The 24,873-nt window shown below is 63.3% G+C and carries 21 protein-coding genes; 14 read left to right on the top strand and 7 right to left on the bottom strand.

What is annotated here, in order from left to right; genetic code table 11:
• Nucleotides 1-35: 35 nt before the first annotated feature.
• Nucleotides 36-461 (top strand): HIT domain-containing protein, encoded by a 426-nt coding sequence (locus tag AB0366_RS02920; protein ID WP_366242621.1) that lies wholly within the window; start codon nt 36-38, stop codon nt 459-461.
• On the opposite strand, the gene AB0366_RS02915 is transcribed toward AB0366_RS02920, so the two are convergent.
• Complete coding sequence (locus AB0366_RS02915) at nt 448-1,563, bottom strand: ABC transporter substrate-binding protein (protein ID WP_366242620.1); 1,116 nt, start codon at nt 1,561-1,563, stop codon at nt 448-450. The two genes, AB0366_RS02920 and AB0366_RS02915, sit on opposite strands and share 14 nt — an antisense overlap.
• A gap of 346 nt (nt 1,564-1,909) precedes the next feature.
• On the opposite strand from AB0366_RS02915, the gene AB0366_RS02910 reads away from it, so the two are divergent.
• The 5 genes from AB0366_RS02910 to AB0366_RS02890 all read left to right on the top strand — a co-directional run bounded on the left by AB0366_RS02910 (nt 1,910) and on the right by AB0366_RS02890 (nt 7,094).
• Nucleotides 1,910-3,181: a SidA/IucD/PvdA family monooxygenase gene (locus tag AB0366_RS02910; protein ID WP_121870830.1), complete on the top strand. Its 1,272-nt coding sequence runs from the start codon at nt 1,910-1,912 to the stop codon at nt 3,179-3,181.
• A gap of 17 nt (nt 3,182-3,198) precedes the next feature.
• Nucleotides 3,199-4,251, top strand: a complete 1,053-nt coding sequence (locus tag AB0366_RS02905) for an iron chelate uptake ABC transporter family permease subunit (RefSeq protein WP_366242619.1) — start codon at nt 3,199-3,201, stop codon at nt 4,249-4,251.
• Nucleotides 4,248-5,315: an iron chelate uptake ABC transporter family permease subunit gene (locus AB0366_RS02900; protein ID WP_366242618.1), complete on the top strand. Its 1,068-nt coding sequence runs from the start codon at nt 4,248-4,250 to the stop codon at nt 5,313-5,315. The genes AB0366_RS02905 and AB0366_RS02900 overlap by 4 nt, the downstream gene beginning before the upstream one ends.
• On the top strand, nt 5,312-6,118 hold the full coding sequence (locus AB0366_RS02895) for an ABC transporter ATP-binding protein (protein ID WP_121870828.1): 807 nt from the start codon (nt 5,312-5,314) through the stop codon (nt 6,116-6,118). The genes AB0366_RS02900 and AB0366_RS02895 overlap by 4 nt, the downstream gene beginning before the upstream one ends.
• Before the next feature lie 82 nt (nt 6,119-6,200).
• Nucleotides 6,201-7,094: a siderophore-interacting protein gene (locus AB0366_RS02890; protein ID WP_121870827.1), complete on the top strand. Its 894-nt coding sequence runs from the start codon at nt 6,201-6,203 to the stop codon at nt 7,092-7,094.
• Here the strand turns inward: AB0366_RS02890 and AB0366_RS02885 are convergent.
• Entirely contained in the window at nt 7,091-8,290 is a 1,200-nt protein-coding gene (locus AB0366_RS02885; RefSeq protein WP_366242617.1) for an FAD-dependent monooxygenase, read from the bottom strand. The two genes, AB0366_RS02890 and AB0366_RS02885, sit on opposite strands and share 4 nt — an antisense overlap.
• A gap of 117 nt (nt 8,291-8,407) precedes the next feature.
• On the opposite strand from AB0366_RS02885, the gene AB0366_RS02880 reads away from it, so the two are divergent.
• The 3 genes from AB0366_RS02880 to AB0366_RS02870 are packed head-to-tail and all read left to right on the top strand — an operon-like array spanning nt 8,408 to nt 12,075.
• Nucleotides 8,408-9,451, top strand: coding sequence for an iron ABC transporter substrate-binding protein (locus AB0366_RS02880; RefSeq protein WP_366242616.1), 1,044 nt, complete (start codon nt 8,408-8,410; stop codon nt 9,449-9,451).
• Nucleotides 9,452-9,454: 3 nt separating this feature from the next.
• Nucleotides 9,455-11,023 (top strand): ABC transporter permease subunit, encoded by a 1,569-nt coding sequence (locus AB0366_RS02875; RefSeq protein WP_366242615.1) that lies wholly within the window; start codon nt 9,455-9,457, stop codon nt 11,021-11,023.
• Complete coding sequence (locus AB0366_RS02870; RefSeq protein WP_366242614.1) at nt 11,020-12,075, top strand: ABC transporter ATP-binding protein; 1,056 nt, start codon at nt 11,020-11,022, stop codon at nt 12,073-12,075. The genes AB0366_RS02875 and AB0366_RS02870 overlap by 4 nt, the downstream gene beginning before the upstream one ends.
• Here AB0366_RS02870 and AB0366_RS02865 read toward each other — a convergent pair.
• Both AB0366_RS02865 and AB0366_RS02860 read right to left on the bottom strand, forming a co-directional pair.
• Nucleotides 12,072-12,638, bottom strand: a complete 567-nt coding sequence (locus tag AB0366_RS02865; protein WP_366242613.1) for a hypothetical protein — start codon at nt 12,636-12,638, stop codon at nt 12,072-12,074. The genes AB0366_RS02870 and AB0366_RS02865 overlap by 4 nt on opposite strands.
• A 23-nt stretch (nt 12,639-12,661) precedes the next feature.
• Nucleotides 12,662-14,074: an MDR family MFS transporter gene (locus AB0366_RS02860; RefSeq protein ID WP_366242612.1), complete on the bottom strand. Its 1,413-nt coding sequence runs from the start codon at nt 14,072-14,074 to the stop codon at nt 12,662-12,664.
• A gap of 62 nt (nt 14,075-14,136) precedes the next feature.
• Here AB0366_RS02860 and AB0366_RS02855 point away from each other — a divergent pair, with 62 nt between their 5' ends.
• The 3 genes from AB0366_RS02855 (at nt 14,137) to AB0366_RS02845 (ending at nt 19,063) form a co-directional block, all read left to right on the top strand.
• Nucleotides 14,137-15,021 carry a phosphoribosylaminoimidazolesuccinocarboxamide synthase gene (locus tag AB0366_RS02855; protein WP_366242611.1) on the top strand — a complete coding sequence of 295 codons (885 nt, stop codon included), beginning with the start codon at nt 14,137-14,139 and terminating at the stop codon, nt 15,019-15,021.
• The gene (locus AB0366_RS02850; RefSeq protein WP_366242610.1) at nt 15,018-17,144 is read left to right on the top strand and encodes a S9 family peptidase; all 2,127 of its coding nucleotides are present in this window, start codon (nt 15,018-15,020) and stop codon (nt 17,142-17,144) included. Before AB0366_RS02855 ends, AB0366_RS02850 begins: the two co-directional genes overlap by 4 nt.
• Nucleotides 17,145-17,365: 221 nt before the next feature.
• The gene (locus AB0366_RS02845; RefSeq protein ID WP_366242609.1) at nt 17,366-19,063 is read left to right on the top strand and encodes an AAA family ATPase; all 1,698 of its coding nucleotides are present in this window, start codon (nt 17,366-17,368) and stop codon (nt 19,061-19,063) included.
• Nucleotides 19,064-19,247: 184 nt separating this feature from the next.
• Here the strand turns inward: AB0366_RS02845 and AB0366_RS02840 are convergent, their stop codons facing one another.
• The 3 genes from AB0366_RS02840 to AB0366_RS02830 all read right to left on the bottom strand — a co-directional run bounded on the left by AB0366_RS02840 (nt 19,248) and on the right by AB0366_RS02830 (nt 22,645).
• Nucleotides 19,248-19,853: a hypothetical protein gene (locus tag AB0366_RS02840; RefSeq protein ID WP_366242608.1), complete on the bottom strand. Its 606-nt coding sequence runs from the start codon at nt 19,851-19,853 to the stop codon at nt 19,248-19,250.
• 567 nt (nt 19,854-20,420) lie between these two features.
• Nucleotides 20,421-21,095: a response regulator gene (locus AB0366_RS02835; protein ID WP_366242607.1), complete on the bottom strand. Its 675-nt coding sequence runs from the start codon at nt 21,093-21,095 to the stop codon at nt 20,421-20,423.
• Nucleotides 21,092-22,645, bottom strand: a complete 1,554-nt coding sequence (locus AB0366_RS02830) for a sensor histidine kinase (protein WP_366242606.1) — start codon at nt 22,643-22,645, stop codon at nt 21,092-21,094. Before AB0366_RS02830 ends, AB0366_RS02835 begins: the two co-directional genes overlap by 4 nt.
• Nucleotides 22,646-22,821: 176 nt before the next feature.
• Between AB0366_RS02830 and AB0366_RS02825 the strand changes: the two genes are divergently transcribed.
• Both AB0366_RS02825 and AB0366_RS02820 read left to right on the top strand, forming a co-directional pair.
• A complete protein-coding gene (locus tag AB0366_RS02825; protein ID WP_121870820.1) occupies nt 22,822-24,219 on the top strand; it encodes a cation:dicarboxylase symporter family transporter in 1,398 nt (465 codons plus the stop codon).
• Nucleotides 24,220-24,352: 133 nt separating this feature from the next.
• Nucleotides 24,353-24,859 carry a glutathione peroxidase gene (locus tag AB0366_RS02820; RefSeq protein ID WP_121870819.1) on the top strand — a complete coding sequence of 169 codons (507 nt, stop codon included), beginning with the start codon at nt 24,353-24,355 and terminating at the stop codon, nt 24,857-24,859.
• Nucleotides 24,860-24,873: the final 14 nt, after the last annotated feature.

The following is a 24,873-nucleotide window of genomic DNA, read 5'->3' as shown; positions in this document are numbered from 1 at the left end:
AGCGTCAGTGCACCGAGCGCCTACGCTCGGAGACTGTGAACCCCTACACGATTTTCGCCGAGATCATTGCCGGGACGGCCGAGGCCTCTCGCGTCCACGAGGACGAGACAGCGATTGCGTTCATGGACATCAGGCCGCTCACCAGCGGACATGTGTTGGTGGTGCCCAGAGAGCAGTTCCGGACCCTTGCGGAGTTGCCACCCGAGATCGGTTCGCACCTGTTCGTGGTGGGGCAGAAGGTGGCCGCCGCTGTGCGAGCGAGCAATCCGCGTGTCGCCGGCGTCAACTTCTTTCTCGCCGACGGCACGGTGGCCGGTCAGGAAATCTTCCACGTGCACCTGCACGTCATCCCCCGGATGATCGGCGACGGCTTCGGGTTGCAGGCTCGGCCGTCGTCGCCGCAACGATCCGAACTGGACCGGCAGGCCGGGGAGATCGCAGCGGCTCTCACTCGGTCGTGACCTTCTTCGCCTTGGACAGAGCGTCGGCGTAGATGTCGATGGTCTTGGTGTAGCGGCTGTAGCTCTTGTTGGCACCGTAGTCCCACAGCACCATCTGTTGGTTGTCGACGGCGGCAATGGCGTCGAAGCCGGGGTAGCGGCTGGGAATGTCTGCAAGTGTCACATCGGCGGCGTTGGCGACGTCGTGATAGACGAAGGCGACATCGGCGTCGACGGTCGACACGTTCTCCCACGACACCTTCTTCCAGTACCCGTCATCGGTACCGTCGGGGGTGTACATCTTCAGTCCCCAGCGCTGGTAGTCGCTGAAGTCTGGGTCGGCCGACGGATCGAGTACGTAGGCGACGTCGAGGGGCCAGACTCCCACGCCGGTGAGGTCCTGGCGTTCGGAGGCAACCTTCTCGAAATTCGCGACGGCGGCGTCGTAGTCGGCTTTGATGTCTGCCAGTTGCGGGGTGTCGAGGTCGACTCCGAGTGATGACGCAAGACCGGCGTAGTTCTCGATCGTCTTGGCCGTCGATGTCGTATCCAAGGTGACTCCCAGGGTGGGAGCGAGCTGATCGATGGTGTCGGCCTTGGACGAATCGGCCGTGGTGGTCAGCTTGCCGAATTGCCCGAATCGAGGGTTGAACTCGCCGATGACGAGATCTGGGTCGAGGCCGGCGGCCTTCTCGAAGTCGAATGTGCCCCAGCTTTCGCCGACCGATTCGATGCCGGACAGATCCTGGCAGGCCAGGATGGGGCTGGTGGCCATCGGCGTCGTCGACCAGATGGCGACGGGCTTGATTCCGTACGACATCAGCGCTGCGGCCGATTCCTCGTCGGCGATGATTCTGGTCGGTTGCGAATCGAGGGAGATGGTCCGTCCACGGCCGTCGGTGTACGTGAACGGTCCTGCTTCTCGGTCGACCGTGTCGACGCGGTCGTTCTCGCCGCAGGCGGCTGGGTTCGCGTTCAGGTCGACGACCTGGGTGCCGGCGTCGTCGGTGGTGCCGCTGCTGCACGCTGCCGCAGTGGCGAGCACGAGAACCACGATGCCTCCGGTGAGGGCGCGGGGTGCGGTTCTGTATCGCCGTACGGTGCGGTTTCTTCGTGGGGACATGCGCTCACTTTCGTGTTCGACGATGGACGGTGGAACCGAGGAAGTCGAGAGCCACGGACCTTGCCGGGCCCACCCGGTGGACGACGGAGCCGTTGTACCCGAGGAAATGTTAGGTTAGCCTACCGTAGGCGCGTAGCGTTGCCCGTGGCATCGAGCCACGGCGAAGGGCAGTGCCGAGACGGCCATCGACGGCCCCTCGCCGGCGTCCCGTATCTCGTCCGCAAGAAGAAGGAAGACGCCTGATGCATCGCACCAAGCTGGGTGGAACGATCCACCGTGCAGGTCTCGTTCATGCCGAACTGCACAACCTCGGCTCCACCGATCGGTTGCCGGGGGCGAGCGTTCGATGACCTCGGACGACAACTACGACATCGTCGGAGTCGGATTCGGGCCGTCCAATCTGGGACTGGCCATCGCGATCGAGGAGCACAACCGAAACTGCTCTCCCACAGAGCGATTGACGGCCTGCTTCGTCGAGTCCAAGGACGAGTTCGCCTGGCACCCCGGCATGTTGTTGCCCGGGACGTCGATGCAGATCTCGTTCCTCAAGGACCTGGCGACCCAGCGCAATGCCAGCAGTGAGTACACCTTTCTGGCATACCTGTCGGAGCAGGGTCGGCTCAATCACTTCATCAACCTGCAGACGTTCTTCCCGAGCAGGCTCGAGTTCCACGACTATCTGGCGTGGGCCGCCGGAAAAGTCGACGCTACGGTGCACTACGGCACCCGGGCGGTGGACGTCGTCGACACCGGCGACGGCTACGGCGTTCGAACCGAGGGCCGGCGAACCGGGACCGTGCGAGGGCGCAACATCGTGCTCGCCGGAGGACTGACAGCCACCCTGCCCGACGGGGTCACGGCGTCGACGCGGCAGTTCCACAATCACGATCTTCTCGGCCATCTCGATCGGTTGCCGTCGCGGACGCATCGCACGTTCGTCGTGGTCGGTGCCGGGCAGAGCGCCGCCGAGGTGGTGGACTACCTGCACTCGACGTACAGCGACGCGTCGGTGCACGCGGTGCTGCGCAAGTACGGGTACAGCCCGGCCGACGACAGCCCCTATGCCAATCGCATCTTCGATCCGACGGCCGTCGACGACTTCTATTCGTCCTCGCACACGCTGCGCGAGCAGCTGTTGCAGTATCACCGCGGCACCAACTACTCCGCCGTCGACCTGCCTCTGATCGAGGAGTTGTACGCGCGCGAGTACGCCGAGCGAGTCAGCGGGCAGCGCCGGTTGTTCGTGCACGGAGCATCCCGGTTGATCGGGGCCACCGAGGAGCCCTCGGGCGTGCGTGCCTCCGTCGAGCACGGCCCGACGGGGCTGGCCGAGGACATACTGTGCGACGCTGTCGTCTATGCCACCGGCTTCACGTCCCTCGATCTACCCGAGATCCTCGGTCCGCTGTTCGACGCCGTCGAATACGACTCTCGCGGTCCTCGCGTGACACGTGACTACCGACTCGTGACGCGTGAACAGAGTGCGGGTTCGATCTACCTGCAGGGCGGCACCGAGCACACGCACGGTCTGACCTCGTCGTTGCTGTCCAACATCGCTGTCCGCAGCGGTGAGATCGTGAAGTCCGCTGTGAGCGCGAGGGTGCGATCGGTGGTGTGAATCGGGTGAGGACGAGCGTGGGCGACGAGCCGGAACAGCGAGATGTTCCGGCTCTCGCCGGTGGTCTCGCTCGCACCGATGCGCGTCGCGCCGCGGGGTTGTTCGTCGTCGTCGGTGTTCTGGCAGTGCTGTGCCTGGTGAGCATTTCGGTGGGCACCGAGTACATCCCGATCGGTCAGGTGTGGCACGGGCTGCTGCACGCCGACGGATCCACCGAATCCGTGATCGTCCGCGAACTGCGGCTCCCGCGTACGGTTCTGGGGTTGCTCGTCGGGATTGCCCTCGGGGTGGCCGGTGCGCTGATTCAGGCGATGACGCGAAATCCGCTGGCCGACCCGGGAATTCTCGGCGTCAATGCCGGGGCGGCGTTCTTCGTCGCGTTCGCCGTCGGCGTGCTGGGTGTCACCGGCATCGGGTCCTACATCTGGTTCGCGTTCGCGGGGGCGGTGGTCGCCACGATCGTGGTGTACGCACTGGGGTCGCTGGGGCGAGCAGGAGCTACTCCGATTCGCTTGACACTGTCCGGAATTGCGCTCGGTGCGGTACTGGGCGGCGTCACCTCGGGCATGCTGTTGCTCGATCCGGATGCCTTCGACAGGATGCGGTTCTGGGGAGCCGGGTCGTTGGCCGGTCGAGGTCTGGACATCGCGTCCGAGGTCGCCCCGTTCATCGCGCTCGGAGTCTTCCTGGCTGCCCTGATCGCACGTCCCCTCAATGCGATTGCGCTCGGCGACGATCTGGCCCAGTCGTTGGGGGCGAATGTGATTCGTACGCGAATCGTCGGTGTCGTCGCAGTGACTCTGCTCGCCGGCGCTGCGACGGCGGCGGCCGGGCCCATCGGATTCGTCGGACTGATGATTCCGCACATGGTGCGGTGGTTCGTCGGACCGGACCAGCGTTGGATTCTGATCTACACGGTGTTCGCGGCACCGGGCTTGCTGCTGCTCTCCGATGTGGTCGGACGCATCGTGATCAGGCCGGGGGAGCTGCAGGTCGGTATCGTCACCGCGTTCGTCGGCGCACCGGTGCTGATCGTGCTGGTTCGCCGGAAGAAGGCGAGCGGACTGTGACCCGTGAACAACGCGGCGGCGACATCGATTTCGGCCGAAGGCTGTGGGTCGTGCGAGTGCGGGACCGAGTGGACGGCCGCATCGACATCCGAACAGTGGGCGTCTGCGCGGCCTTGCTTCTCGTGACGGTGATGGTCTCCGTCGTCGCGGTCGGTACCGGCGACTACTACATTCCGCCGAACGAGGTGCTCGCCGCGGTGTTCGGCGACGCGCCGCGCCTCACCGAGATCGTGGTGATGGAGTGGCGCTTTCCCCGAGTGGCACTGGCCTTCCTGTTCGGAGCCGCCCTCGGCGTATCGGGAGCGGTCTTTCAATCCTTGACGCGAAATCCGTTGGGCAGCCCGGACATCATCGGATTCGGCACCGGTGCCTACACCGGCGCTCTCGTGGTCATCCTCGCCCTCGGTGGCGGCTACTACCGGACCGGAGCGGGCGCGCTCGTCGGCGGACTCGCGACGGCGGCCGTGGTCTACCTGCTCGCGTACCGGCGCGGGGTGCAGGGCTTTCGGTTGATCATCGTCGGGATCGCCGTCAGTGCCGTCCTCGCCTCGGTCAACACCTGGCTCGTGATCAGGGCCGACCTGGACGACGCGATCGCGGCCGCCGTGTGGGGTGCGGGCACCCTCAACGGGCTTGGATGGTCGCTGGTGGGGCCCGTGCTGGCCGTGTCGGTCGTCATCGCGTCGGGCTTGGCGGTGCTCTCGCGTCGGCTGCCGATGTTGGAGATGGGGGACGATGCAGCGAGGGCGCTCGGTGTGCGCGCCGAGCCGACCCGTCTGATGCTGGTGTTCCTGGGTGTTGCGCTGATCGCGATGGTCACCGCGGCGGCGGGGCCCATCTCGTTCATCGCCCTCGCCGCGCCGCAGCTGGCGCGCCGCCTCACCGGCACCTCGTCAGTGGCGATGGTGCCCGCCGCGTGCATGGGAGCGCTGCTGCTGGTCGTGAGCGACGTTGTTGCGCAGCGCGCCTTCGCTCCCACTCAGCTGCCGGTGGGTGTGGTGACCGTATCGGTCGGCGGCGCATACTTCGTGTGGTTGTTGGCGCGGGAAGGCAGGAAGCAGTGACGAAGCCTCGGTTGCACACCGACGACATCACGGTCGGATACGACAAGAGCGTCATCAGTGAGAACCTGACCGTCGAGATTCCCGACGGCAAGTTCACCGTCATCGTCGGACCGAATGCCTGCGGTAAGTCGACTCTGCTGCGGGCACTTTCGCGGCTGCTGAAGCCCTCGCACGGAACCGTTCTGCTGGACGGGAAGGCGATCTCGTCGTATCCCGCGAAAGAAGTTGCCCGACGCCTCGGCCTGCTTCCGCAGACTTCCATCGCACCCGACGGTATCTCGGTGGCCGATCTCGTTGCGCGGGGCCGCTATCCGCATCAGAAGCTGATCAGGCAGTGGTCGACGACGGACGAAGCCGCGGTGATCGAGGCCATGAACGCAACGGCGGTGACATCGCTGTCTGCTCGTCCGGTGGACGAACTGTCCGGCGGGCAGCAGCAACGCGTCTGGGTGGCAATGGTTCTGGCGCAGCAGACGCCGCTGTTGCTGTTGGACGAGCCGACCACCTTTCTCGACATCGCCCACCAGATCGAGCTGCTCGACCTGTTGGCCACTCTCAACCGCGAGAACGGCCGCACCCTCGTGGCGGTACTGCACGACCTCAATCACGCCTGCCGGTACGCCGACCACATCATCGCGATGAAGGACGGCGCGGTGGTCACCGAGGGCGCGCCCGCCGACGTCGTCACCGCCGAGCTGGTCGAGGCGGTCTTCGGGCTGCCGTGTCGCATCATCGATGATCCGGAATCACACACTCCGTTGGTGATCCCCAAGGTGGTCGGTCGCAGGCTAGGCAAGGCTTAGTTTAGAGTCGAGGAAGAACGGCTCCGAGTCAGCCTGAGGGTTTCTCGCAGGAGTTACGTCGAGATATGTATCGAGGACGAAGATGAGTGAACAACCGCGTGGCTTCTACTACGCCGACGTCGTTGCGGTGGAACGACTCACGGTGCACATGGTGCGCGTGACGTTCGGCGGCGAACATGTCGCCGGCTACCGCACGCTCGGTGTGCCCGACGAATGCGTCGGAGTCTATTTTCCCCGGGCAGGCGAAGCTGTCCCGCCGCCGATGACCGAGGTGGACGGGTTCTGGTGGTTCCACGGTCTCGACGACGCCCCAGAGGGTCGCAACTACACCATTCGTCGTCTCGATCCGGAGCGCGGTGAGCTGACCATCGACTTCTTCGCACACGAGGGCGGTGTCGCATCCACCTGGGCCCAGCAGGCCGTCCCGGGGCAGACCGTGCTGTTCACCCGCCCGCGATCCTGGTATTCACCGCCCGCCGATGTCGAATGGCTGCTGCTGGTCGCGGACATGACCGGGTTGCCCGCGCTCGGCCGACTCGTCGAGCAGTTGCCCGCAGGAATGCGGGCGCACGCGATTGTCGAGGTTCTCGAACGCGGCGACATCCAATCCTTCGAGACCCTGGCCGACGTCACGTTCGACTGGCGCATCGGATCCGGAAACGGCGACAGCGCAAGCGTTCTCGACGACGCGGCGCTGGCCTACCCCGTGCCCGAGGGACGTGGGTACGTGTGGTTCGCCGGCGAGGCGTCGTCCTCGCGTCGGGTGCGCAAGCATTTCCGCAAGGAATTGGGTTACGAGATCGCGTATTTCGACATCATCGGATACTGGCGCGCCGATTCGGAGAAGTGGCTCGAGAAATACAAGCAATATCAGGAGGAGGCGCTGGCGGTGTACAACGGCGTCATCGAATCCGGCCGTTCCGAGCAGGAGGCCAGCGAGGCCTTCGACGCGCTGCTCGAGCGGGTGGGGCTCTAGCCTGCGTTGTCGAACTCGTAGTCCGGCAGCTCGAGTGTCGCCGCGTCGGGACCGAGGAACTTGCTGCTCACGGACTGCACCGGCTTGGATCCGGCCAGGCGCAGTACGGTGCGGAATGCGGCCACTCCCACCGAGGTCTTCGGATGCGCGACGCGAGGAACGCCGGGTGGGAGTTTCTGCGCCTGATCGACGAACGGACGCATGCGCGCCTCGAAGGCCTCGAACCCGGCGCGATGATCACTCGCCCGTGCGAGTTCGCCGGCGAGCACGTACGCGCCGGTGACCGACAACGTTGTGCCCATGCCGGACAACGGAGTTGCGCACCAGGCGGCATCGCCGAGCATGCCGATTCTGCCTTTCGACCAGCGCGGGGCCTTCACCTGCGCCAGATAGTCGACGTACAGTTCCGAGTCCGGTCCCAGCGAGTCCAGGATCCGGGGCACTTCCCAACCGACACCGGCGAACTGCGCTCGTAGCGCAGCAAAGACCTGTTCGTCCGACGCTCCCTCGTACCCGCCGGCGTCGGACACCCAGGAGAGGCTGAACCGCGTCGTGCCGAGGTTGTCCGGTCGTAGATTCGCCACTCGGGATCCGGGCGCGTTGTACCAGCGCCACCAGCCGTCGTCGCTCGGTCCCTTCGGCAGTACGCCGTAGGCGGTGTACAGGCCGACGGGTGTGGTCGTGGCCTCTCCGGAAAACACCAGTTCCCTGCTGCTGGAGCGGATTCCGTCGGCAAAGAGAACCAGATCGAATCGCTCGGACGGTCCCGACGCGAATGTCACATCGACTCCGTCGGCATCTTGGGCCACGTCGACGACGCGATCGCCGTAGCGATACTCGGTTCGCGGTCCGGCGGATTCGACCAGAATCCGCGCGAACTCGCCGCGCAGAATCTCCAACTCCGCCGTCGGGCCGTCGTGGGATCCGTCGCCGGCCGGGAAGGCCGCGATGGTGGCGTCGGCGTCGTCGACGAAGCGGGTGCCCTTCTCGGTGGTGCCGTTCGCGAGGAGGGTTGCGTCCAGGCCCATGCGCCGCAGTACCTCGCGGCCGGAGCCGCGAACGTCGATGTTCTGGCCGCCGAGTCGCAGTTGCGGTGCGCGTTCGAGGACGGTGACCTCGAAGCCTGCCCGGTCCAGCCAGAAAGCCACGGTGGGACCGGCAATGCTGGCACCGGTGACGAGTACGCGAGAAGTCATGGGGCGCGAATGCCCGGGCGGCCGGACGTTCAATCCCGGAGGGAAAGTAGCTGAGCCTCACCTTTGTGGTGTACTTTCATCGAATTGTCCGAATGACCCGTTTTCGTCAGGAGAACCGTGTTCACCGTTCGCCGTTTGGCGCTGCTCTCGTTCAGCGCAACCCTCGCCCTCGGTCTCGTCGCATGCAGCTCGGAAGGCTCGTCCGACGAAGGCACGTCCACCTCCGAGTCCGCCACCGCCGAGTCCGCACTCGTGGTGTACTCCGGCCGCGGTGAAGAGCTCGTCGACCCACTGATCGAGCGCATCGGTGGCGGCATCGAGGTCGACTACTCGGGCAACACCAACGCCCAGGCCGCAAAGATCCTCGAAGAGGGCGACGCGACCCCGGCAGACGTCTTCTACGGTCAGGACGCAGGAGCACTCGGTGCCCTCGACGAGGCGGGCACTCTCGCACCGCTGCCCGAGGACATCCTCTCCCTCGTTCCCGAGCAGTACCGCGGTGCCGACGGCACCTGGGTCGCCACCTCCGCCCGGGCCCGCGTGCTGGCCTACAACTCCGATTCGGTGCAGGCCGGCGATCTGCCGACCGGTATCGACGGTCTGCTCGATCCCCGCTGGCGCGGACAGATCGGCTACGCACCGACCAATGCGTCCTTCCAGGCCTTCGTCACCGCCCTGCGTGTGCAGCGCGGCGAAGACGGAGCCCGCACGTGGCTCGAAGCCTTCGTCGCCAACGAGCCCGTCGCCTTCGAGGGCAACGGCCCGCTGCTGACCGCCGTCAACGACGGACAGGTCTCCGCCGGTCTGACCAACCACTACTACTGGTACCCCTTCAAGGAAGAGAACGGCGACGACGCCCCGGTCGAGCTGCACTACTTCGAGCCCGGTGACCCCGGCGCGCTGATCAACGTCGCCGGTGCCGGTGTGCTGGCTGCCTCGGACAACCAGGAAGCGGCATTCGACTTCGTGCGCGAGTTGCTCTCGACCGAATCGCAGACCTACTTCGCGAACGAGACCGCCGAATACCCCGTCATCGACGGAGTCACCTCCGATTACGACCTGCCGCCGCTGTCCGAGCTGGGCTCGACCGATCTCGATCTGGGTCAGCTCTCGTCCCTCGAGGCCACCCAGACTCTCCTCACCGACGTCGGAATCATCTAGTCGGTGCTCGGCTCTGCACTCCAGCCGCTTCGGCGGCGCCACTTCGGCGGTCGTCCCGTTCTCGGGACGACCGCGTTGTGCGTGGGAGCGCTGACGCTGACGCCCTTGGTGTACCTGTTCGTTCGAGCGTTCGACGGCGGAACCGAGAAGGTTCTGGGACTGCTCCTTCGGCAACGCACACTCGACCTCGCCATCCGCACGGCAACCCTGACGCTCACCGTGCTCGTCGCGTCGGTCGTGGTCGGGACTCTGCTGGCGTGGTTGACCGTCCGTACCGATCTGCCGGGGCGACGCTTCTTCGCGATGGTCCTCGCAGCTCCACTCGCCATCCCGTCGTACGTGTCCGGGTACCTGTGGATCGCCGAGTTCCCCTCGTTGGCAGGGTTTTCCGGTGCAGCCCTGGTGCTCACGTTGTCTTGCTTCCCGCTGGTGATGCTGCCGGTGTCCGCGGCGTTCGCCACCGCGGACCCATCGTTGGCCGAGGTCTCTCGAACCCTCGGTCGAGGCGCTGTGCGCACGGCGCTGACCGTCGAGTGCCGTCGCGTGGTTCCCGCCGCGGCAGCAGGCGCGCTGCTGGTCGCGCTGTACACCATCAGTGACTTCGGGGCGGTGGCTCTGATGCGATACGACGCCTTCACCCTCGGCATCTACAGTGCGTACCGCGGGGGACTCGATCGCACCGCTGCCGCCGTCCTCGGACTGGTCCTCGTGGTGGGCGCGTTGGTGCTCACCCTCCTCGAACGGCGTGCCCGACGCGGCGCCACGGCGAGGGTGGGATCGGGAACCGACCGGCAGGCCGAGCCGATCGTCCTCGGCCGGTGGCGCATCCCGGCTCTGGCCGTTGTCGTTGCGGCACTGACTCTGTCGGTGGTGGTACCGATACTGGCCTTGGCGCGATGGCTGAGCCGGTCGTTGCGGTTCACCTTCGATTGGGTGGACGTGCTGGCCGTCACGGCCAAGACCGTTCAGTACTCCGCGACCGCCGCGGTGGTGGTGGCCGTGCTGGCGCTGCCGGTCGCACTGTTCGCGGCCCGATCCACGTCGAGGGCCGCCCGCGGTGCCGAGTTGTCCACCTACATCGCGCACGGACTACCGGGTATCACCGTCGGGCTCGCCACGGTCTTCCTCGGAATCAGGTTTCTGCCGTCGTTCTACCAGACAGCGGTGCTGCTGGTATTGGCATACGTGGTGCTGTTTCTGCCGCTGGCCGTCGGCAGCACGAGAGCGGTCGTCGACGCCACTCCCGTTGTCCTCGAGGATGTCTCACGGACCCTGGGCGCGGGTCGGATGCGTACCGACCTTCGAGTGACGATTCCGATCGCGGCCCCCGGCATCGCCGCCGGTGCTGCTCTGGTGTTCCTGACCGTCGCCAAGGAGCTACCTGCGACGTTGATGCTGCGCCCTCGGGGAGTCGATACGCTCGCCACTACGCTGTGGTCCACCACCGAGGCGTTCCGATACGGCGAGGCGGCTCCCTACGCCCTGGCCCTGATCCTGATCTCGGTGGTCCCTACGGTCGTCCTGACACGGGCGCTGGGGCGCACGACGCGGAAGCGAGTAGCACTGCCATGAGCATGGTGATTTCCGGACTCGTTGCCTCGTACGGCAGTACGGCCGTGCTGCACGGCATCGATCTCGACCTCGGCGACGGCGAGATGCTCGCCGTTCTCGGCCCCTCCGGCTGCGGCAAGACGACCCTGTTGCGATCCATTGCGGGGCTGCACCGCATCGACGCGGGCCGAATCACCTCGGACGGTCGGGACATCTCGGTGGCGGGCCAGATTCAGGTGCCACCGGAGAAGCGGGAGATCGGCCTGATGCCGCAGGAAGGTGGGCTCTTCCCGCACCTGACGGTACGGAGGAACATCGAATTCGGTTTGCGTGCAGGGTTTCTGCGGCCATACCTGTCCGGTCGCGGAGAGCGCGCACAACGCGTGGACGAGATGCTCGAGCTCGTCGGACTACCCGATGCCGGTGGGGTCAAGCCCAGCGAGCTCTCGGGTGGTCAGCAGCAGCGCATCGCGTTGGCGCGTGCGCTCGCGCCGGCTCCGTCGGTGGTGTTGATGGACGAGCCGTTCGCCGCCCTCGACGCGGGGCTGCGTACCTCGATTCGTCAGGACGTACGAGAGCTGTTGCAGTCCAGCAAGACCGCGTCGATCCTCGTCACCCACGACCGGGCCGAGGCCCTCGGAACTGCCGATCGAGTTGCCGTGCTGCTGGGTGGTCGCTGCGCCCAGATCGACACCCCGCGTGAGGTGTACGAGCGACCCGCCACACCCGCGGTCGCGCGCTTCGTCGGCGACGCCTACTTCGTCGACGCTGCGGCCCAGGGCGGCCACGTCGACACCGTCCTCGGGCGTCTCGAGTCCACCACCCGAGCGACAGGAAACGGGCAGGCGTTGCTCCGGCCCGAGCAGCTGGCGGTCTCGGAGCGCAAGGACGGCGCATTCGTCGTCGAACACGAGTTCTTCACCGGCCCCGAATCCTCGGTGACCCTGCGGCACAGCGATACCGGGCTCCTGCTTCGCGCCATCGCCCGAACCGCCGACCGATTCGCTCCCGGTACTTCCGTGGAGGTCTCCGTGACATCGCCGGTGCACTGGTTCGCGGGTTCGTCGGACTAGTTTCGCAACTCCACCAGCACGATCGGCTCGTCCTGGCCCGGCCAGGTACCCAGCAGATGGGGCAGCTCGGTCGGAGTCGCATCGATCACGCGCCGGACCTGCAGGTGGGGTGACGTCAAGGCGCTTCCACCGGAACCCCACACCTGCGTGGTGGACTCACGCACCGATCGAGAACCGTCGGCCGCCTGCACCACCAGCTCTGCCTGACGAGTGCCCTCGACGATGGCCGCGGTGGTGACCGCCACGTACACCGGATCGCCGACGCCGTCGTACAACCAGCGTGTGCCGAGCACCGAATGTTCCAACGTGGCAACGAGATAAGCGTCTGCCCCGGCCAGCGGTGCGCTGCGGTACGTCAGGGGTACCTGAAACACGATGCCCGACGCCGAACGCAGGAGATGTGTCTCGATACCGACCTCGCCGTCGGGATCGTCGAACCGATACGCGGCGACGGCCTCGAGTCCGGTGATATCCCGACGGGCATACCACTCCTGCGTCGGAAGCCACGCTGCGATGGCGTCCAGTTTCGATGGAACGAGCGTCGCCTGATGAATGAGGGCCATGCGCAAAAGCTACCGAAGGGACGCTATCGGGTCGGCTCCGCGCCACGCTTGGGCATGAACAGTGCCGCGACGGCCATCACCGCTGCCGCCGCCAGGACACCCAGAAAGACCGGATGGATGGCGTCGGACAGTTGTTCGGGGCTCGGGTCGTCGGAGATGCGTGAGTTGACGATGGCACCGAACACCGCGACCCCGACTGCGCTGCCGATGGAGCGGGCGAACATGTTGGTCGAGGTGGCGACGCCGCGCTCGGACCACTCGACGCTCGACTGGGCGGCGATGAGAGTGGGGCTGGCGATCAGGCCCATACCGAGGCCGATCACGAAGCACACCGCGCCGACCTGCCACACCTGTGAACCGGCACCGAGGCCGGTGGCGAATGCCGCTCCGACGACCGCGATGGAGGCACCGATGAGTGCCGTGGTGCGGAAACCGAACCGGAGGTACACCCGTCCGGAGAGGGATGCTGCGATGGGCCAGCCGAGTGTGAGGGTGGACAGCGCGAAGCCGGCGACGATCGCGCCGGTGCCGAGCACGCCCTGCACGAACGTCGGAACGTAGGACGTCAAGCCGAGGATCAGAGCGCCGACGAGCAGCGAAATGGTACTGCTGACCACCAGGACCCGGCGCGTGAACACCCACAGCGGCAGGATCGGCTCCTCGACTTTGGTCTGAACCACCGCGAACGCGGCCAGCAAGGAGACTCCGGCAGCGAAGATGGCGATGCTGACGGGGGAGTTCCAGGCCCAGGACTGTCCGCCCTCGAGCAGCCCGAGCAGCACCATCGCTGCGCCCACCGTCAGCAGCCCGGCACCGAGGTAGTCGATCTTGGGCTTGGTGCGTTCGACGGCTCCCTCGTCGAACTTGCGCCACAGCATCACCGCGGCCAGCGCGCACAGCGGAATGTTGACGAAGAAGATCCAGCGCCACGTGAGGAACTCGGAGAAGACACCGCCGAGTGCCGGGCCCAGTACCGAGGACATCGCCCAAACGCTGGCCAGGTAGCCCTGCACCTTGGCGCGCTCGGCCAGGGTGTAGATATCGCCGGCGATGGTGATGGCCATCGGCTGCACGGCACCAGCGCCGAGGCCCTGGACCGCCCGGAAGGCGATCAGGGCGGGCATGCTCCAGGCGAGGCCGCACAGGATGGAGCCGAGCAGAAACACCGCGATGCCGAACAGCATGATCTTCTTGCGGCCGAACAGGTCGGCCAGTTTGCCGTACAGCGGCACCGATACCGCCTGCGCCAGAAGATAGATGGAGAACAGCCACGGAAACTGCGTGAACCCGCCCAGGTCGTCGACGATGGACAGTACCGCCGTGGCGATGATGGTCGCATCGAGGGCGACCAGAGACGTGCTGAGCATCAGCGCAACCAGTATCGGTCCGCGTTCGGAGCGGAATCCGACATCCGATGTCGTGTTTTTCGTTGCCACGGCTACCAGTCTGATGCCTGCCGGCACCCCCGCGGCCACCGGCCCAGATAGTGTTGAACACCGTGCGACCATCACTGAGTAGCTACGAGCATCTGGCCGGCGGCAAGGTCCGCGATCTGTACACGATCGACGACGCGCATCTGTTGCTCGTCGCGAGCGACCGAATCTCGGCCTACGACCACATCCTCGACACCCCGATCCCGGACAAGGGACGCGTGTTGACGGCGATGAGCGTGTTCTTCTTCGAGGAGCTCGGCGGCGTCAACCATCTGGCCGGCGATCCGCTCGACGAACGCATTCCCGCCGAACTGCTCGGCCGCGCCCTGGTGGTGAAGAAGCTGAACATGGTGCCGATCGAATGCGTCGCGCGCGGCTACCTCACCGGATCCGGGTTGGCGGACTACAACGCGACCGGAGCGGTGTGCGGCGTGCAGCTTCCCCCCGGGCTCGTGGAATCCAGCAAGCTCGGCGAGGCGATCTTCACCCCCGCGTCCAAGGCCGAACTGGGCGATCACGACGAGAACATCACCTTCGACCAGGCCGTCGAGCAGGTCGGTGCCGAACTCGCGTTCAAGTTGCGTGAAGACACCATCGAGATCTACTCGCGCGCAGCAAACTTCGCCCTGGAACGCGGAATCATTCTCGCGGACACCAAGTTCGAGTTCGGTACCGACGCCGACGGCAACCTCGTCCTCGCCGACGAGGTTCTCACTCCTGATTCCTCACGCTACTGGCCCGCCGATTCGTACCAGGAAGGTCGCGTCCAGCCCAGCTTCGACAAGCAGTTCGTCCGCGACTGGTTGACGGGCGAATCCGGCTGGGATCGCAGCTCCGACACTCCACCGCCACCGTTGCCGGACGACATCGTCGCCGCAACCCGCAGCCGCTACATCGAGGCCTACGAGCGCATCTCGGGCCTGAACTTCGACGATTGGGTCACACCATGACGATCACCCCACCCGTTGCCAAGACGGTGCCACACGAGCGCACCCACCACGGCGATACGTTCATCGACAACTACGAGTGGCTGCGAGCCAAGGACGATCCCGAGGTGATCGCCTACCTCGAAGCCGAGAACGCCTACACCGAGCAGCAGACCGCAGGCCTGGAGTCGTTGCGGGGCAAGATCTTCGACGAGATCAAGTCGCGAACCCAGGAGACCGACCTGTCCGTGCCGACGCGGATGGGGCAGTGGTGGTACTACTCGCGCACCGTCGAGGGGCAGTCCTACGGACTCCAATGCCGTTGCCCCGTCGACTCTGCCGACGACTGGACTCCGCCCACGCTCTCGTCCGACGTGGACGTCCCCGGTGAGCAGATCCTGCTCGACGCCAACGAAGAAGCGAAGGGTCACGACTTCTTCTCTCTCGGCGCGTTCTCGATCAGCCTCGACGGCACGCTGCTGGCGTATTCCACCGACACCGAGGGCGACGAGCGCTACACGCTGCGCTTCAAGAACCTCGAGACCGGCGAGCTGCTCGCCGACACCATCGAGAACGTCGCGCCCGGAGCTACCTGGACGGCCGACGCCACCCACGTGTTCTACCTGACGGTCGACGAGTCCTGGCGTCCCGACACCGTCTGGCGGCACACCCTCGGAAAAGCTGAGGACGTCAAGGTCTTCCACGAGCCCGACGAAAGTTACTGGGTCGGTTTCGGTTCCACCCGCAGCGAGAAGTACCTGATGATCTGGGTCGGTTCGAAGATCACCTCCGAGTGCCTCGTGCTCGAATCCACCGATCCCGAAGGCGAGTTCCGCGTCGTGCTGCCGCGCACGGACGGCGTCGAATACAGCATCGAACACGCCGTCGTGGCCGGTGAGGATCGATTCCTCATCACCCACAACGGCTCGGTGAACGGCTGGGGCACCGAGGGAGAGAAAGCCGAGAACTTCCTGCTCGCTGAGGCACCGGTCTCGGACCCACTCGACCAGCGCACTCTGGTTCCGCATCGCGACGACGTTCGGGTCGAGGACATCGATGCGTTCGCCGGCCACCTGATCTTCACCTACCGTCGAGAAGCCTTGACGCGCATGGCGATCTGGCCACTGACCGACGAGGGGTACGGCGAGTACCGCGAGCTCGAATTCGAGGAGGAGCTCTACTCCGTCGGCGCAGGCTCGAACCCGGAATGGGATCAGCCGCTGCTGCGGATGGTGTACACCTCGTTCATCACCCCCGGCCAGGTCTACGACCTCGACATCGCCAGTGGCGAACTGCTGCTCCGCAAATCGCAGCCGGTTCTGGGGAAGTTCGATGCCGGTGACTATGTGCAGCACCGTGATTGGGCCACCGCGCCGGACGGAACTCAGGTTCCGCTGTCGGTAATCCGGCGCAAAGATGTGCCCGACGGCCCTGCGCCGACGCTCCTCTACGGCTACGGATCGTACGAGGCCTCGATGGACCCGTCGTTCTCGGTTGCCCGGTTGTCGTTGCTCGACCGCGGCATCGTCTTCGTCGTCGCACACGTACGCGGCGGCGGCGAGATGGGTCGGCACTGGTACGACAACGGCAAGACGCTGAAGAAGAAGAACACCTTCACCGACTTCATCGCTGCCGCACAGCATCTCATCGACACCGGACGCACCTCACCGAAACACCTGGTCGCCGACGGCGGCAGCGCAGGCGGACTGCTCATGGGAGCGGTGGCCAACATGGCACCGGAGCTGTTCAACGGCATCCTCGCCAACGTTCCGTTCGTCGATCCGCTCACCTCCATCCTCGACCCGTCGTTGCCGCTGACGGTCATCGAATGGGACGAATGGGGAAACCCGTTGGCCAACAAGGAGGTCTACGAGTACATGAAGTCGTACAGCCCTTACGAGAACGTCGAGGCCAAGGACTACCCGTCGATCCTGGCGATCACGTCCATCAACGACACCCGCGTCCTCTACGTCGAACCCGCCAAATGGGTTGCTGCCCTGCGTGCAACGAAGACCGGTGACTCGGACCTGCTGCTCAAGACCGAAATGAGCGCCGGACACGGAGGAGTCAGCGGACGCTACGAGAAATGGAAAGAAGCGGCCTTCGAGTATGCCTGGATCGTGAGCGCCTCCGGCGCACGTGCATAGAACTTCGTAGATTGAGGAACTGCGTCTTCGAATTAGTGAATTTTGCACGCGAACTGTCTGTTCGAGTTAAACTTTCGAAGCAGATATCCTGCGTTCGCAAGGGGGGGCAGGCAAAAATCGGATAGCGTTCTTGGCGGAAACGAAAGCCGCCACGCGTTGTTTGAGTAGTCCGCGCGTACTGCGATTCGTGCTGACGCCGAAAGATCAGGGAGATTTTGAGTATGGGGACGATTGTTTCTAGCATTTACATCGAGAATTTTCGATCCTTTCGCAAGTCATGGTTCGAGACAAGCGGCGACACTGTACCCATAATTGGTTTGAACTCGGCAGGAAAGTCTAACGTCTTGCGCGCGCTGGACTTGTTCTTCAACGATTCGATCGATGGACAATCTTTGGACTTCTCGAAAGACCTAAGTGCTCATCTCCCAAGCAAAACTAAGAAAAAAATCGGTGTGGGCGTGCAGCTCGAATATCCTTCGAGCTTCGGCCTCAAGGGAAACCAGGCATTTTTCAAGGCCAATGACTTGAACGAATCCATTTCGATCTACAAAGAATGGTCGGTTGCGCCAAGTGGGTCTCTGCAGTGCAATACCACATTCGGCCCAGACATCGACAATCAGAAGCCAGCATTTTCGGACGGTGATGTGGCGGCGGTAACAGCAATCGTCCGTTCGGTAAAGTACCACTATGTGTCGAATCATATTCGCCCAGCCGATAAAGTCGCCGAAATTCTGGAGATCATGCGACCGGAGATAATGAAGAGTTGGAAAAATAATTACAAACAATCGGGAGACTTTCTCGACCATCTCACGGCTGCAGCTAATCAAATGTTCGGTCCAGTTTCGCAGTCTGTTTCTAAGGGCATCGATGGTTTAACGATTAGCGCGGCTGTGCCCAAAGACCTTGGTGATCTTGCGTTCGATTTGGGTATGAATGCGATCGCGGGCGCAGACATAATTCACGACCTAACGCAGGAGGGTTCGGGAGCTCAAGCCTTTACTTTGCTGCACTTTCTTCAGCTGCAGGACAAGATCGCACGCCAGAGGAGGTTCGGATGGGTGCAGGCAAGTATTTGGGGCCTTGAGGAGCCGGAGTCCTTTTTGCATGCAGGCTTGCGCACGCGATTTGCCGACGATTTGAGGATTTACACTGAGTCGGACCGGCGGCAGGCTCTGATCACAACTCATGACGACGACTTTATTAGATCGGCCTCCGAGACTTTGATTGTGTCGGGATCCCCCACGGGATCGAAGGCTGATCGGACCACTAGCCGTGACGCGATCGCGCACTCGGCAAAAGCGCGAATTACGTCGTATCGGCATCCTTTGGTGACTTATACGGACGACCCTTTGGTGGTTGTAGAGGGTAAATCTGACAAAATTTACCTATCCGCAGCTATTCGGAAGGCAAATTTGCGTCCAAGGTGGCGTCTAATTTCACCTGATGAGGACTTTGAAATTGGATCATCGGGTGATGCGTTGCAGAAATATTTCCAGATGAATCAGAAGGCGTTGAGCGCGCGGCCTGATTCTGCATTCATTTTGGCTCTAAAAGATTGGGAAGACGGCGGGAAAGTGGCCAGACTCGACTCGACGTTGCAGACGCATCCGTACTCCAGGGCAATTGTCTGCCCGAGTTCACTATGTAACCCTGAGCTGGGCAAGAAGTTCGTTGGAATAGAACGGTACTTGCCAACAGTGCTGATTACCAAAACAGCGGATCCGGCGCAGCTAGAGTCAAATGTTCAAACGGAAGTGCTAGGAATCGACAGGCAGCATCTCGAATCGATCAAGGGCTCACTTGCCTCGGCGGTAAATTTAGGTGCAGACGTCGGCGACCACCTTGTCGAATTAGTCAATTGGATCGACTCGGAGGTGGAAGCGACGTTAAAGACCGTTCCTGTTGAGAGCTTCTTGTGACCATGACGCGCGACACTCGCTCTAACACCGCGTTTACGATGCCGAGTCCGGCTCGCCTTGAGGCTGAGGTCGTGAATCAGTTGTAAGCATCTTTGCTTATCAGGTGGTTTATGCATTCTATTCTAGATTACTGGGTAAAGTGCCAACTATTTGCGTAGCGGTACTGATTTGTCTAATTGACCTGCTATCTGGTGTGGTAATTCCAGGTTACAACTCGGGCCTTCTTGATCTTGAAGACGTAGACCCATGCGATGGTTATCGTCAACATACATGCCAGGTTGATGGAAGTTGACAGCACTGCGTATGGCCATGCGCCGTTGAGCCAGGCTTGCGAAATGCTAATTACCGCAAAAGAGATTGCAATTACCGCTCCACCCCCATAGGAGAGTAAAGTTGCTGCGGCGAATGGCCAGCGTTCACGGTTCCAAAGGTCTGGCAGATCGACGACTGTTCGACTGGCGTTACGTCCGACCGCTTTCCTGTTTCCTCCGGGCAGATCAGCCTCTTCGATTAGCTCTATTTCGAGTGCTTCGATGGAGATGTTGTGGACCCAAACTTTTGCAATTATCAAGACGTGGAATCCTAGGAATGCCCAAACTGGAATTGGTAGCCACGGTGCGATTTCCCACGGGATATCATCACCGCGGGTAGCCCAGACAGCGGCCGCTCCGGCCATGTAAGCGAGCGATAGGTTGGACAAGTGAAGCGCGTTTCCTGAAATTGTTGCCAGGTCGGATCGCTCCGCTTCATATAGTGCACTCAATGCGGCCACTTTATCGTTGCTGGTCATCTCACACCTTCGCTCGCATGGATGCACTTTGTGCCTGTGCTGCAGGCTAGTTGGGGGTTAAGCTACCGCATGAATGGCTTTCCTGTCCACCGGTCACGCAAACTTGATCGTAATGCTAAAGGGGTGACGGTGGGTAGTTAGTTGATGCTGCAGTCGGGCCAAGTAATAGTTTCATTGCGGAACACTTGCTCAAAGGTTTTCTGGTCTCTTAGTTCAAGCAAATGGTTGGGCTCGGGGTTTCCAAACGTCAGCAAGTTTCTGCTCTTGGAGCTGACGTCTGTCACGGAAGGGGAAGAACTTGGGGCCGATTGTCTGACGTTGAATAACGTCAAACGATATGGCGATAAGATTTGGCCTGGAGTGGTGGTCGGCGTGTAATTTCCTGAGTTCAAGGGTCTGTGGCGAGCCGGGCGCTGAGTTAGCGTGCCTCGTGGATAGGACGTTGCTCTAGGGTAGGTTGCGGTGGCCGGGCAATCGACCACTCAAGCCTGATCGATCAACGCGCTGTCGTGCGTTCTCCATTGGAAGCTGCGCGGAGTTGAATCGGTGCACCTTAAAACATGAATGTCAACGCCACACGTAGCGGACCTGCGGTCGCCCGGCCTTGCCGTATTCGGTGTGCCGGGTGACCAGTCCGTCGTCGGCCAGTCGCTCGAGGTAGCGCCAGGCCGTCACTCGGGAGACTCCGACGACCTTGGCGGCCTCGGATGCGTTGAGTCCGTCGGCCGCTTCCTTGATGCTCGCGCTGATGCCGTCCATCGTTTGCGGGGCAATGCCCTTGGGTGTCGAGACGCGTTCGTCGGCCGTCCGTAGATGCGCCATGGCGCGGTCGATATCGCGTTGACTCGACGCGTTCTCCCCGGCCGGCAACGCAGCATGGAATTCGCGGTAGCGCTCGAGCTTGTCTCGAAACGCAGCGAACGTGAAGGGCTTGAGCAGATACAGCACGATGCCGTGTGCCACTGCCGAACGCACCACCGACAGATCGCGCTCGGAGGTGATGGCGATGACGTCGGGACTCGGGCGTAGACCGCCGAGAGCTGCCGCCACGTCGATACCGCTCGCGTCGGGCAGACCGATATCGAGCAACACCAGATCGACGGCCTCGGTGCTGGCGAAGCGCATGGCCGACGCTCCGGTGTGCGCCACCCCGGCCACTTCGAAGCCCGGGGTGCGCTCGACGTACGTCTTGTGCGCCTCGGCGATGAGCGGTTCGTCGTCGACGATCAGGACGCGGATCACGAGAGCGATCCCGGAATGGTCGCAACGAGGACCGACCCGTACGTCACTTCCGAGGTCAAGGTGCCGCGATGGCGACCGATCACCTGGGTCACCAGGGCCAGGCCGAGGCCGCGGGAGCCGGACTTGGTCGAGTAGCCGCGCCGCAGAGCAGCTTTGAGCGTCTCCGGCGGCATTCCTGGACCACTGTCGGCGACTCTGACGACGAGTTCACCATCGGCGTCACGGACCGTCACTTCGACCCACGGCTGGTCGGATTCTTTCGAGGCATCGATGGCATTGTCTATCAGATTGCCTACCAGCGTGACCAATTCACGTGCCGTGAGCACACCCTCGTGCTCCATCGCCGTGTCGTCGGTGATCGTCAGTTCCACGCCCTGCTCGGCGGCCTGACTGACCTTGCCCAGCAGCAGCGCAGCGAGCGCAGGTTCGCTCACCGCGTTCATCAGACGATCGATGAGGGCCTGCGAGAGTTCCAGATCGGCCGTCGCGAATTCGACTGCCTCCTCGGGTCGGCCGAGCTCGACCATGGTGATGACGGTGTGCAGCCTGTTCGCCGACTCGTGAGCCTGCGAACGCAGCGACTCCGCGAAGCTGCGCACCGAGTCCAATTCACCCATCAACGAACGCAATTCGGTCTGATCGCGAATCGTCAGCACATTGCCCAGGCGTCGGCCCTCCCACATCACCGGATCCTGATTGACGACGAGTACGCGATCCTTCGTCAGATGCAATTCGCCGCGCACGATGCCGGTGTCCATCTGCTGCATCGACTCCGGCAACGACTCGAACGACACCGGGCCCTCGGGCAGATCGAGGAGGCGTCGGGCCTCGTCGTTGACCAGCTCGGCTTCGTCGCCGCGGCCGAACACTAGCAAGCCTTCACCGATCGAGTGCAGCACCGCGTCGTGATGCTCGTACATCGTGCGCAGTTCCGCCGGTGCCATTCCCAGTGTCTGACGCCTGAGCCGGCGGCTGAGCAGCGTCGATCCCGCTGCTGCGACGACGAAGGCGGCGAGTACGACCCCGATGATGAGCGGCAGGCCCTGGAAGAACTGATCACTGATCTTCTGGCGAGTGACGCCGGCGGAAACGAGGCCGACGATCTCACCTTCCGTATCTGTGACCGGGGTGACCGACCGGATCGACGGCCCGAGTGAACCGACGTACGTCTCGGTGAACGTCTCGCCCAACAAGGCGCGATCGATGTTGCCGCTGAACGGTTTACCGATCAGGTCGACGGTCGTGTGCGTGAAACGCGTGCGATCCGGTGCCATCACGACGATGAAATCGACACCGGTGACCTGACGGATCTTCTCCGTTTCCGGCTGCAGACGCGACGTCGGATCGTCGGATTCGATCGCAAGAGGCGTCGACGGTTCGTTGGCGATGCTCACGGCAACTGCCGTGACTTCGCGTCGGGTCGCGTCGTCGCTGTTGGACCGCTCGTTGAGCACCGTCAGGATGCCGCCGGCGAACACGACGACGCCGATGACGACGAGCTGCAACACCAACACCTGGCCGGCGACACTCAGCGGACGTTTGGCGGACAACGGATTCCTTTCGCGCAAGAACAGTCGGTGTGAACGAAATGAACGTATAGGTGACTCCAGTCACGGCGTCGAGCAACATCATCTCTCAGCAGGCGTGATCCACCTCACTCCACTCCCAGTAGTCACGAAGTCAGCCAGTTCGACTCGCGCTTCACCAGAAACCAGAAGGAACATTCATGACAACCATCGATGCCGAGCGGTTCGACAATCCGCCCACCGAGCCCAAGAAGAAGCGCGACAAGACTCACTGGCTCTACATCGCCGTGATCATTGCCGTGATCGCAGGTGTTGCCGTCGGCCTGCTGTGGAAGGACTTCGGCGTCGAGCTGGCAGTTCTCGGCACACTGTTCGTCAGCCTGATCAAGATGATGATCAGCCCGGTCATCTTCTGCACCATTGTCCTCGGCATCGGATCGGTCCGCGCCGCAGCCAGCGTCGGACGAGTCGGCGGACTGGCACTGGCGTACTTCCTCACCATGTCGACCATCGCGCTCGGCATCGGCATGGTCGTCGGCAACCTGATCCAGCCCGGTGACGGCCTGAACATCCCCGTTGCGGGCGCAGGTTCGGAGTATGCGGCCGACGCCGAAGCCGCGGGCGGCACGATGGACTTCATCGCCGGCATCATTCCGACGTCGCTGTTGTCCTCGCTCACCGCAGGTTCGGTTCTGCAGACACTCTTCGTCGCCATCCTGGTCGGCTTCGCGTTGCAGGCCATGGGCAAGAGCGGCGAAGGCATCCTCAAGGGCATCGGCGCAGTACAGAAGCTCGTCTTCCGCATCCTGACCATGATCCTCTGGCTCGCCCCGATCGGTGCGTTCGGTGCCATCGCCGGTGTCGTCGGCAAGACCGGCTTCGACGCCGTGATCCAGCTCGGCACCCTGATGCTGGCCTTCTACATCACCTGCTTCATCTTCGTCTTCTTCTTCCTCGGCCTGATCCTGAAGTTCGTTTCCGGATTCTCGATTTTCAAGCTGGTCAAGTACTTGGCCCGTGAGTACCTGCTCATCGTCGCCACCAGCTCGTCCGAGTCGGCCCTGCCGCGTCTGATCGCCAAGATGGAGCACGTCGGAGTCGAGCGCACCACCGTCGGCATCGTCGTCCCCACCGGCTACTCGTTCAACCTCGACGGAACCGCGATCTACCTGACGATGGCCTCGATCTTCATCGCCGACGCCATGAACCTGCCGCTCTCGCTCCCCGAGCAGTTCTCGCTCCTCCTCTTCATGATCATCGCCTCGAAGGGTGCGGCAGGAGTCTCGGGAGCAGGTCTGGCCACGCTGGCCGGTGGTCTGGAAAGTCACGCTCCTCAGCTCCTCGACGGCGTCCCGATCATCGTCGGAATCGACCGCTTCATGTCCGAGGCCCGCGCAGTGACCAACTTCTCCGGCAATGCCGTCGCCACGCTGCTGGTCGGCACCTGGACCAAGACGATCGACAACGATCGGGTCAACACCGTTCTCGACGGCAAGCTGCCGTTCGACGAGGAGACCATGGTCGACGACCACCTCCCCGAGGACGATCGACCTGCCGACAAGCAGGTCATCATCGAAAAGTCCGCCGCCAAGGCGTAATACCTGCCGGGCGCCGCGCATCCCCCCGTCGCCCGGTTCGGAAGAACGCAAGTACGACCCCGCCACCAGCGGGGTCGTACTTGCTTTTGTACGTCGGTTCCATTCTGTCGGTACTCACAGGTAAGTTCGGGTGATGACTGAAGTTCAGAACATCGGCATCAACACGCTGGGTGGTGCGCCCACCTCGCTCGACGAGTACGCCGGACGGGCCGTGCTCGTGGTCAATGTCGCATCCAAGTGTGGACTGACCCCGCAGTACGAAAAGCTCGAGAAGCTCGCCAACGACTACTCCTCTCGCGGCCTGTCGGTCGTCGGAGTGCCCTGCAACCAATTCGGTGGCCAGGAACCCGGTACCGCAGAGGAGATCGAAACCTTCTGCTCCACCACGTACGGCGTCACCTTCGCGATGACCGAGAAGGTCGACGTCAACGGTGACAACCAGCACCCGTTGTACGCCGAGCTGACCAAGACCGAGGACGCCGAAGGCAAGTCCGGAGACGTCCAGTGGAACTTCGAGAAGTTCCTGATCTCGCCCGACGGCGTCGTCACCAACCGTTTCCGTCCGCGCACCGAGCCGGACGCCCCCGAGGTGCTCGCAGCGATCGACAAGATCCTGCCGAAGGAAACGATGTCCGTTTAGCTTCTGTCTGCATC

The sequence above is a fragment of the Rhodococcus sp. NPDC076796 genome (genome assembly GCF_040702765.1).
Classification (GTDB): Bacteria; Actinomycetota; Actinomycetes; order Mycobacteriales; family Mycobacteriaceae; genus Rhodococcoides.
This window is presented reverse-complemented; position numbering and strand designations above follow the sequence as displayed.

Excerpts from the sequence above, each read along its gene's own strand:
- AB0366_RS02915 (WP_366242620.1), bottom strand. The coding sequence starts at position 1,563 with ATGTCCCCACGAAGAAACCGCACCGTACGGCGATACAGAACCGCACCC.
- AB0366_RS02910 (WP_121870830.1), top strand. The coding sequence starts at position 1,910 with ATGACCTCGGACGACAACTACGACATCGTCGGAGTCGGATTCGGGCCG.
- AB0366_RS02890 (WP_121870827.1), top strand. The coding sequence starts at position 6,201 with ATGAGTGAACAACCGCGTGGCTTCTACTACGCCGACGTCGTTGCGGTG.
- AB0366_RS02885 (WP_366242617.1), bottom strand. The coding sequence starts at position 8,290 with ATGACTTCTCGCGTACTCGTCACCGGTGCCAGCATTGCCGGTCCCACC.
- AB0366_RS02870 (WP_366242614.1), top strand. The coding sequence starts at position 11,020 with ATGAGCATGGTGATTTCCGGACTCGTTGCCTCGTACGGCAGTACGGCC.
- AB0366_RS02865 (WP_366242613.1), bottom strand. The coding sequence starts at position 12,638 with ATGGCCCTCATTCATCAGGCGACGCTCGTTCCATCGAAACTGGACGCC.
- AB0366_RS02850 (WP_366242610.1), top strand. The coding sequence starts at position 15,018 with ATGACGATCACCCCACCCGTTGCCAAGACGGTGCCACACGAGCGCACC.
- AB0366_RS02845 (WP_366242609.1), top strand. The coding sequence starts at position 17,366 with ATGGGGACGATTGTTTCTAGCATTTACATCGAGAATTTTCGATCCTTT.
- AB0366_RS02840 (WP_366242608.1), bottom strand. The coding sequence starts at position 19,853 with ATGACCAGCAACGATAAAGTGGCCGCATTGAGTGCACTATATGAAGCG.
- AB0366_RS02825 (WP_121870820.1), top strand. The coding sequence starts at position 22,822 with ATGACAACCATCGATGCCGAGCGGTTCGACAATCCGCCCACCGAGCCC.
- AB0366_RS02820 (WP_121870819.1), top strand. The coding sequence starts at position 24,353 with ATGACTGAAGTTCAGAACATCGGCATCAACACGCTGGGTGGTGCGCCC.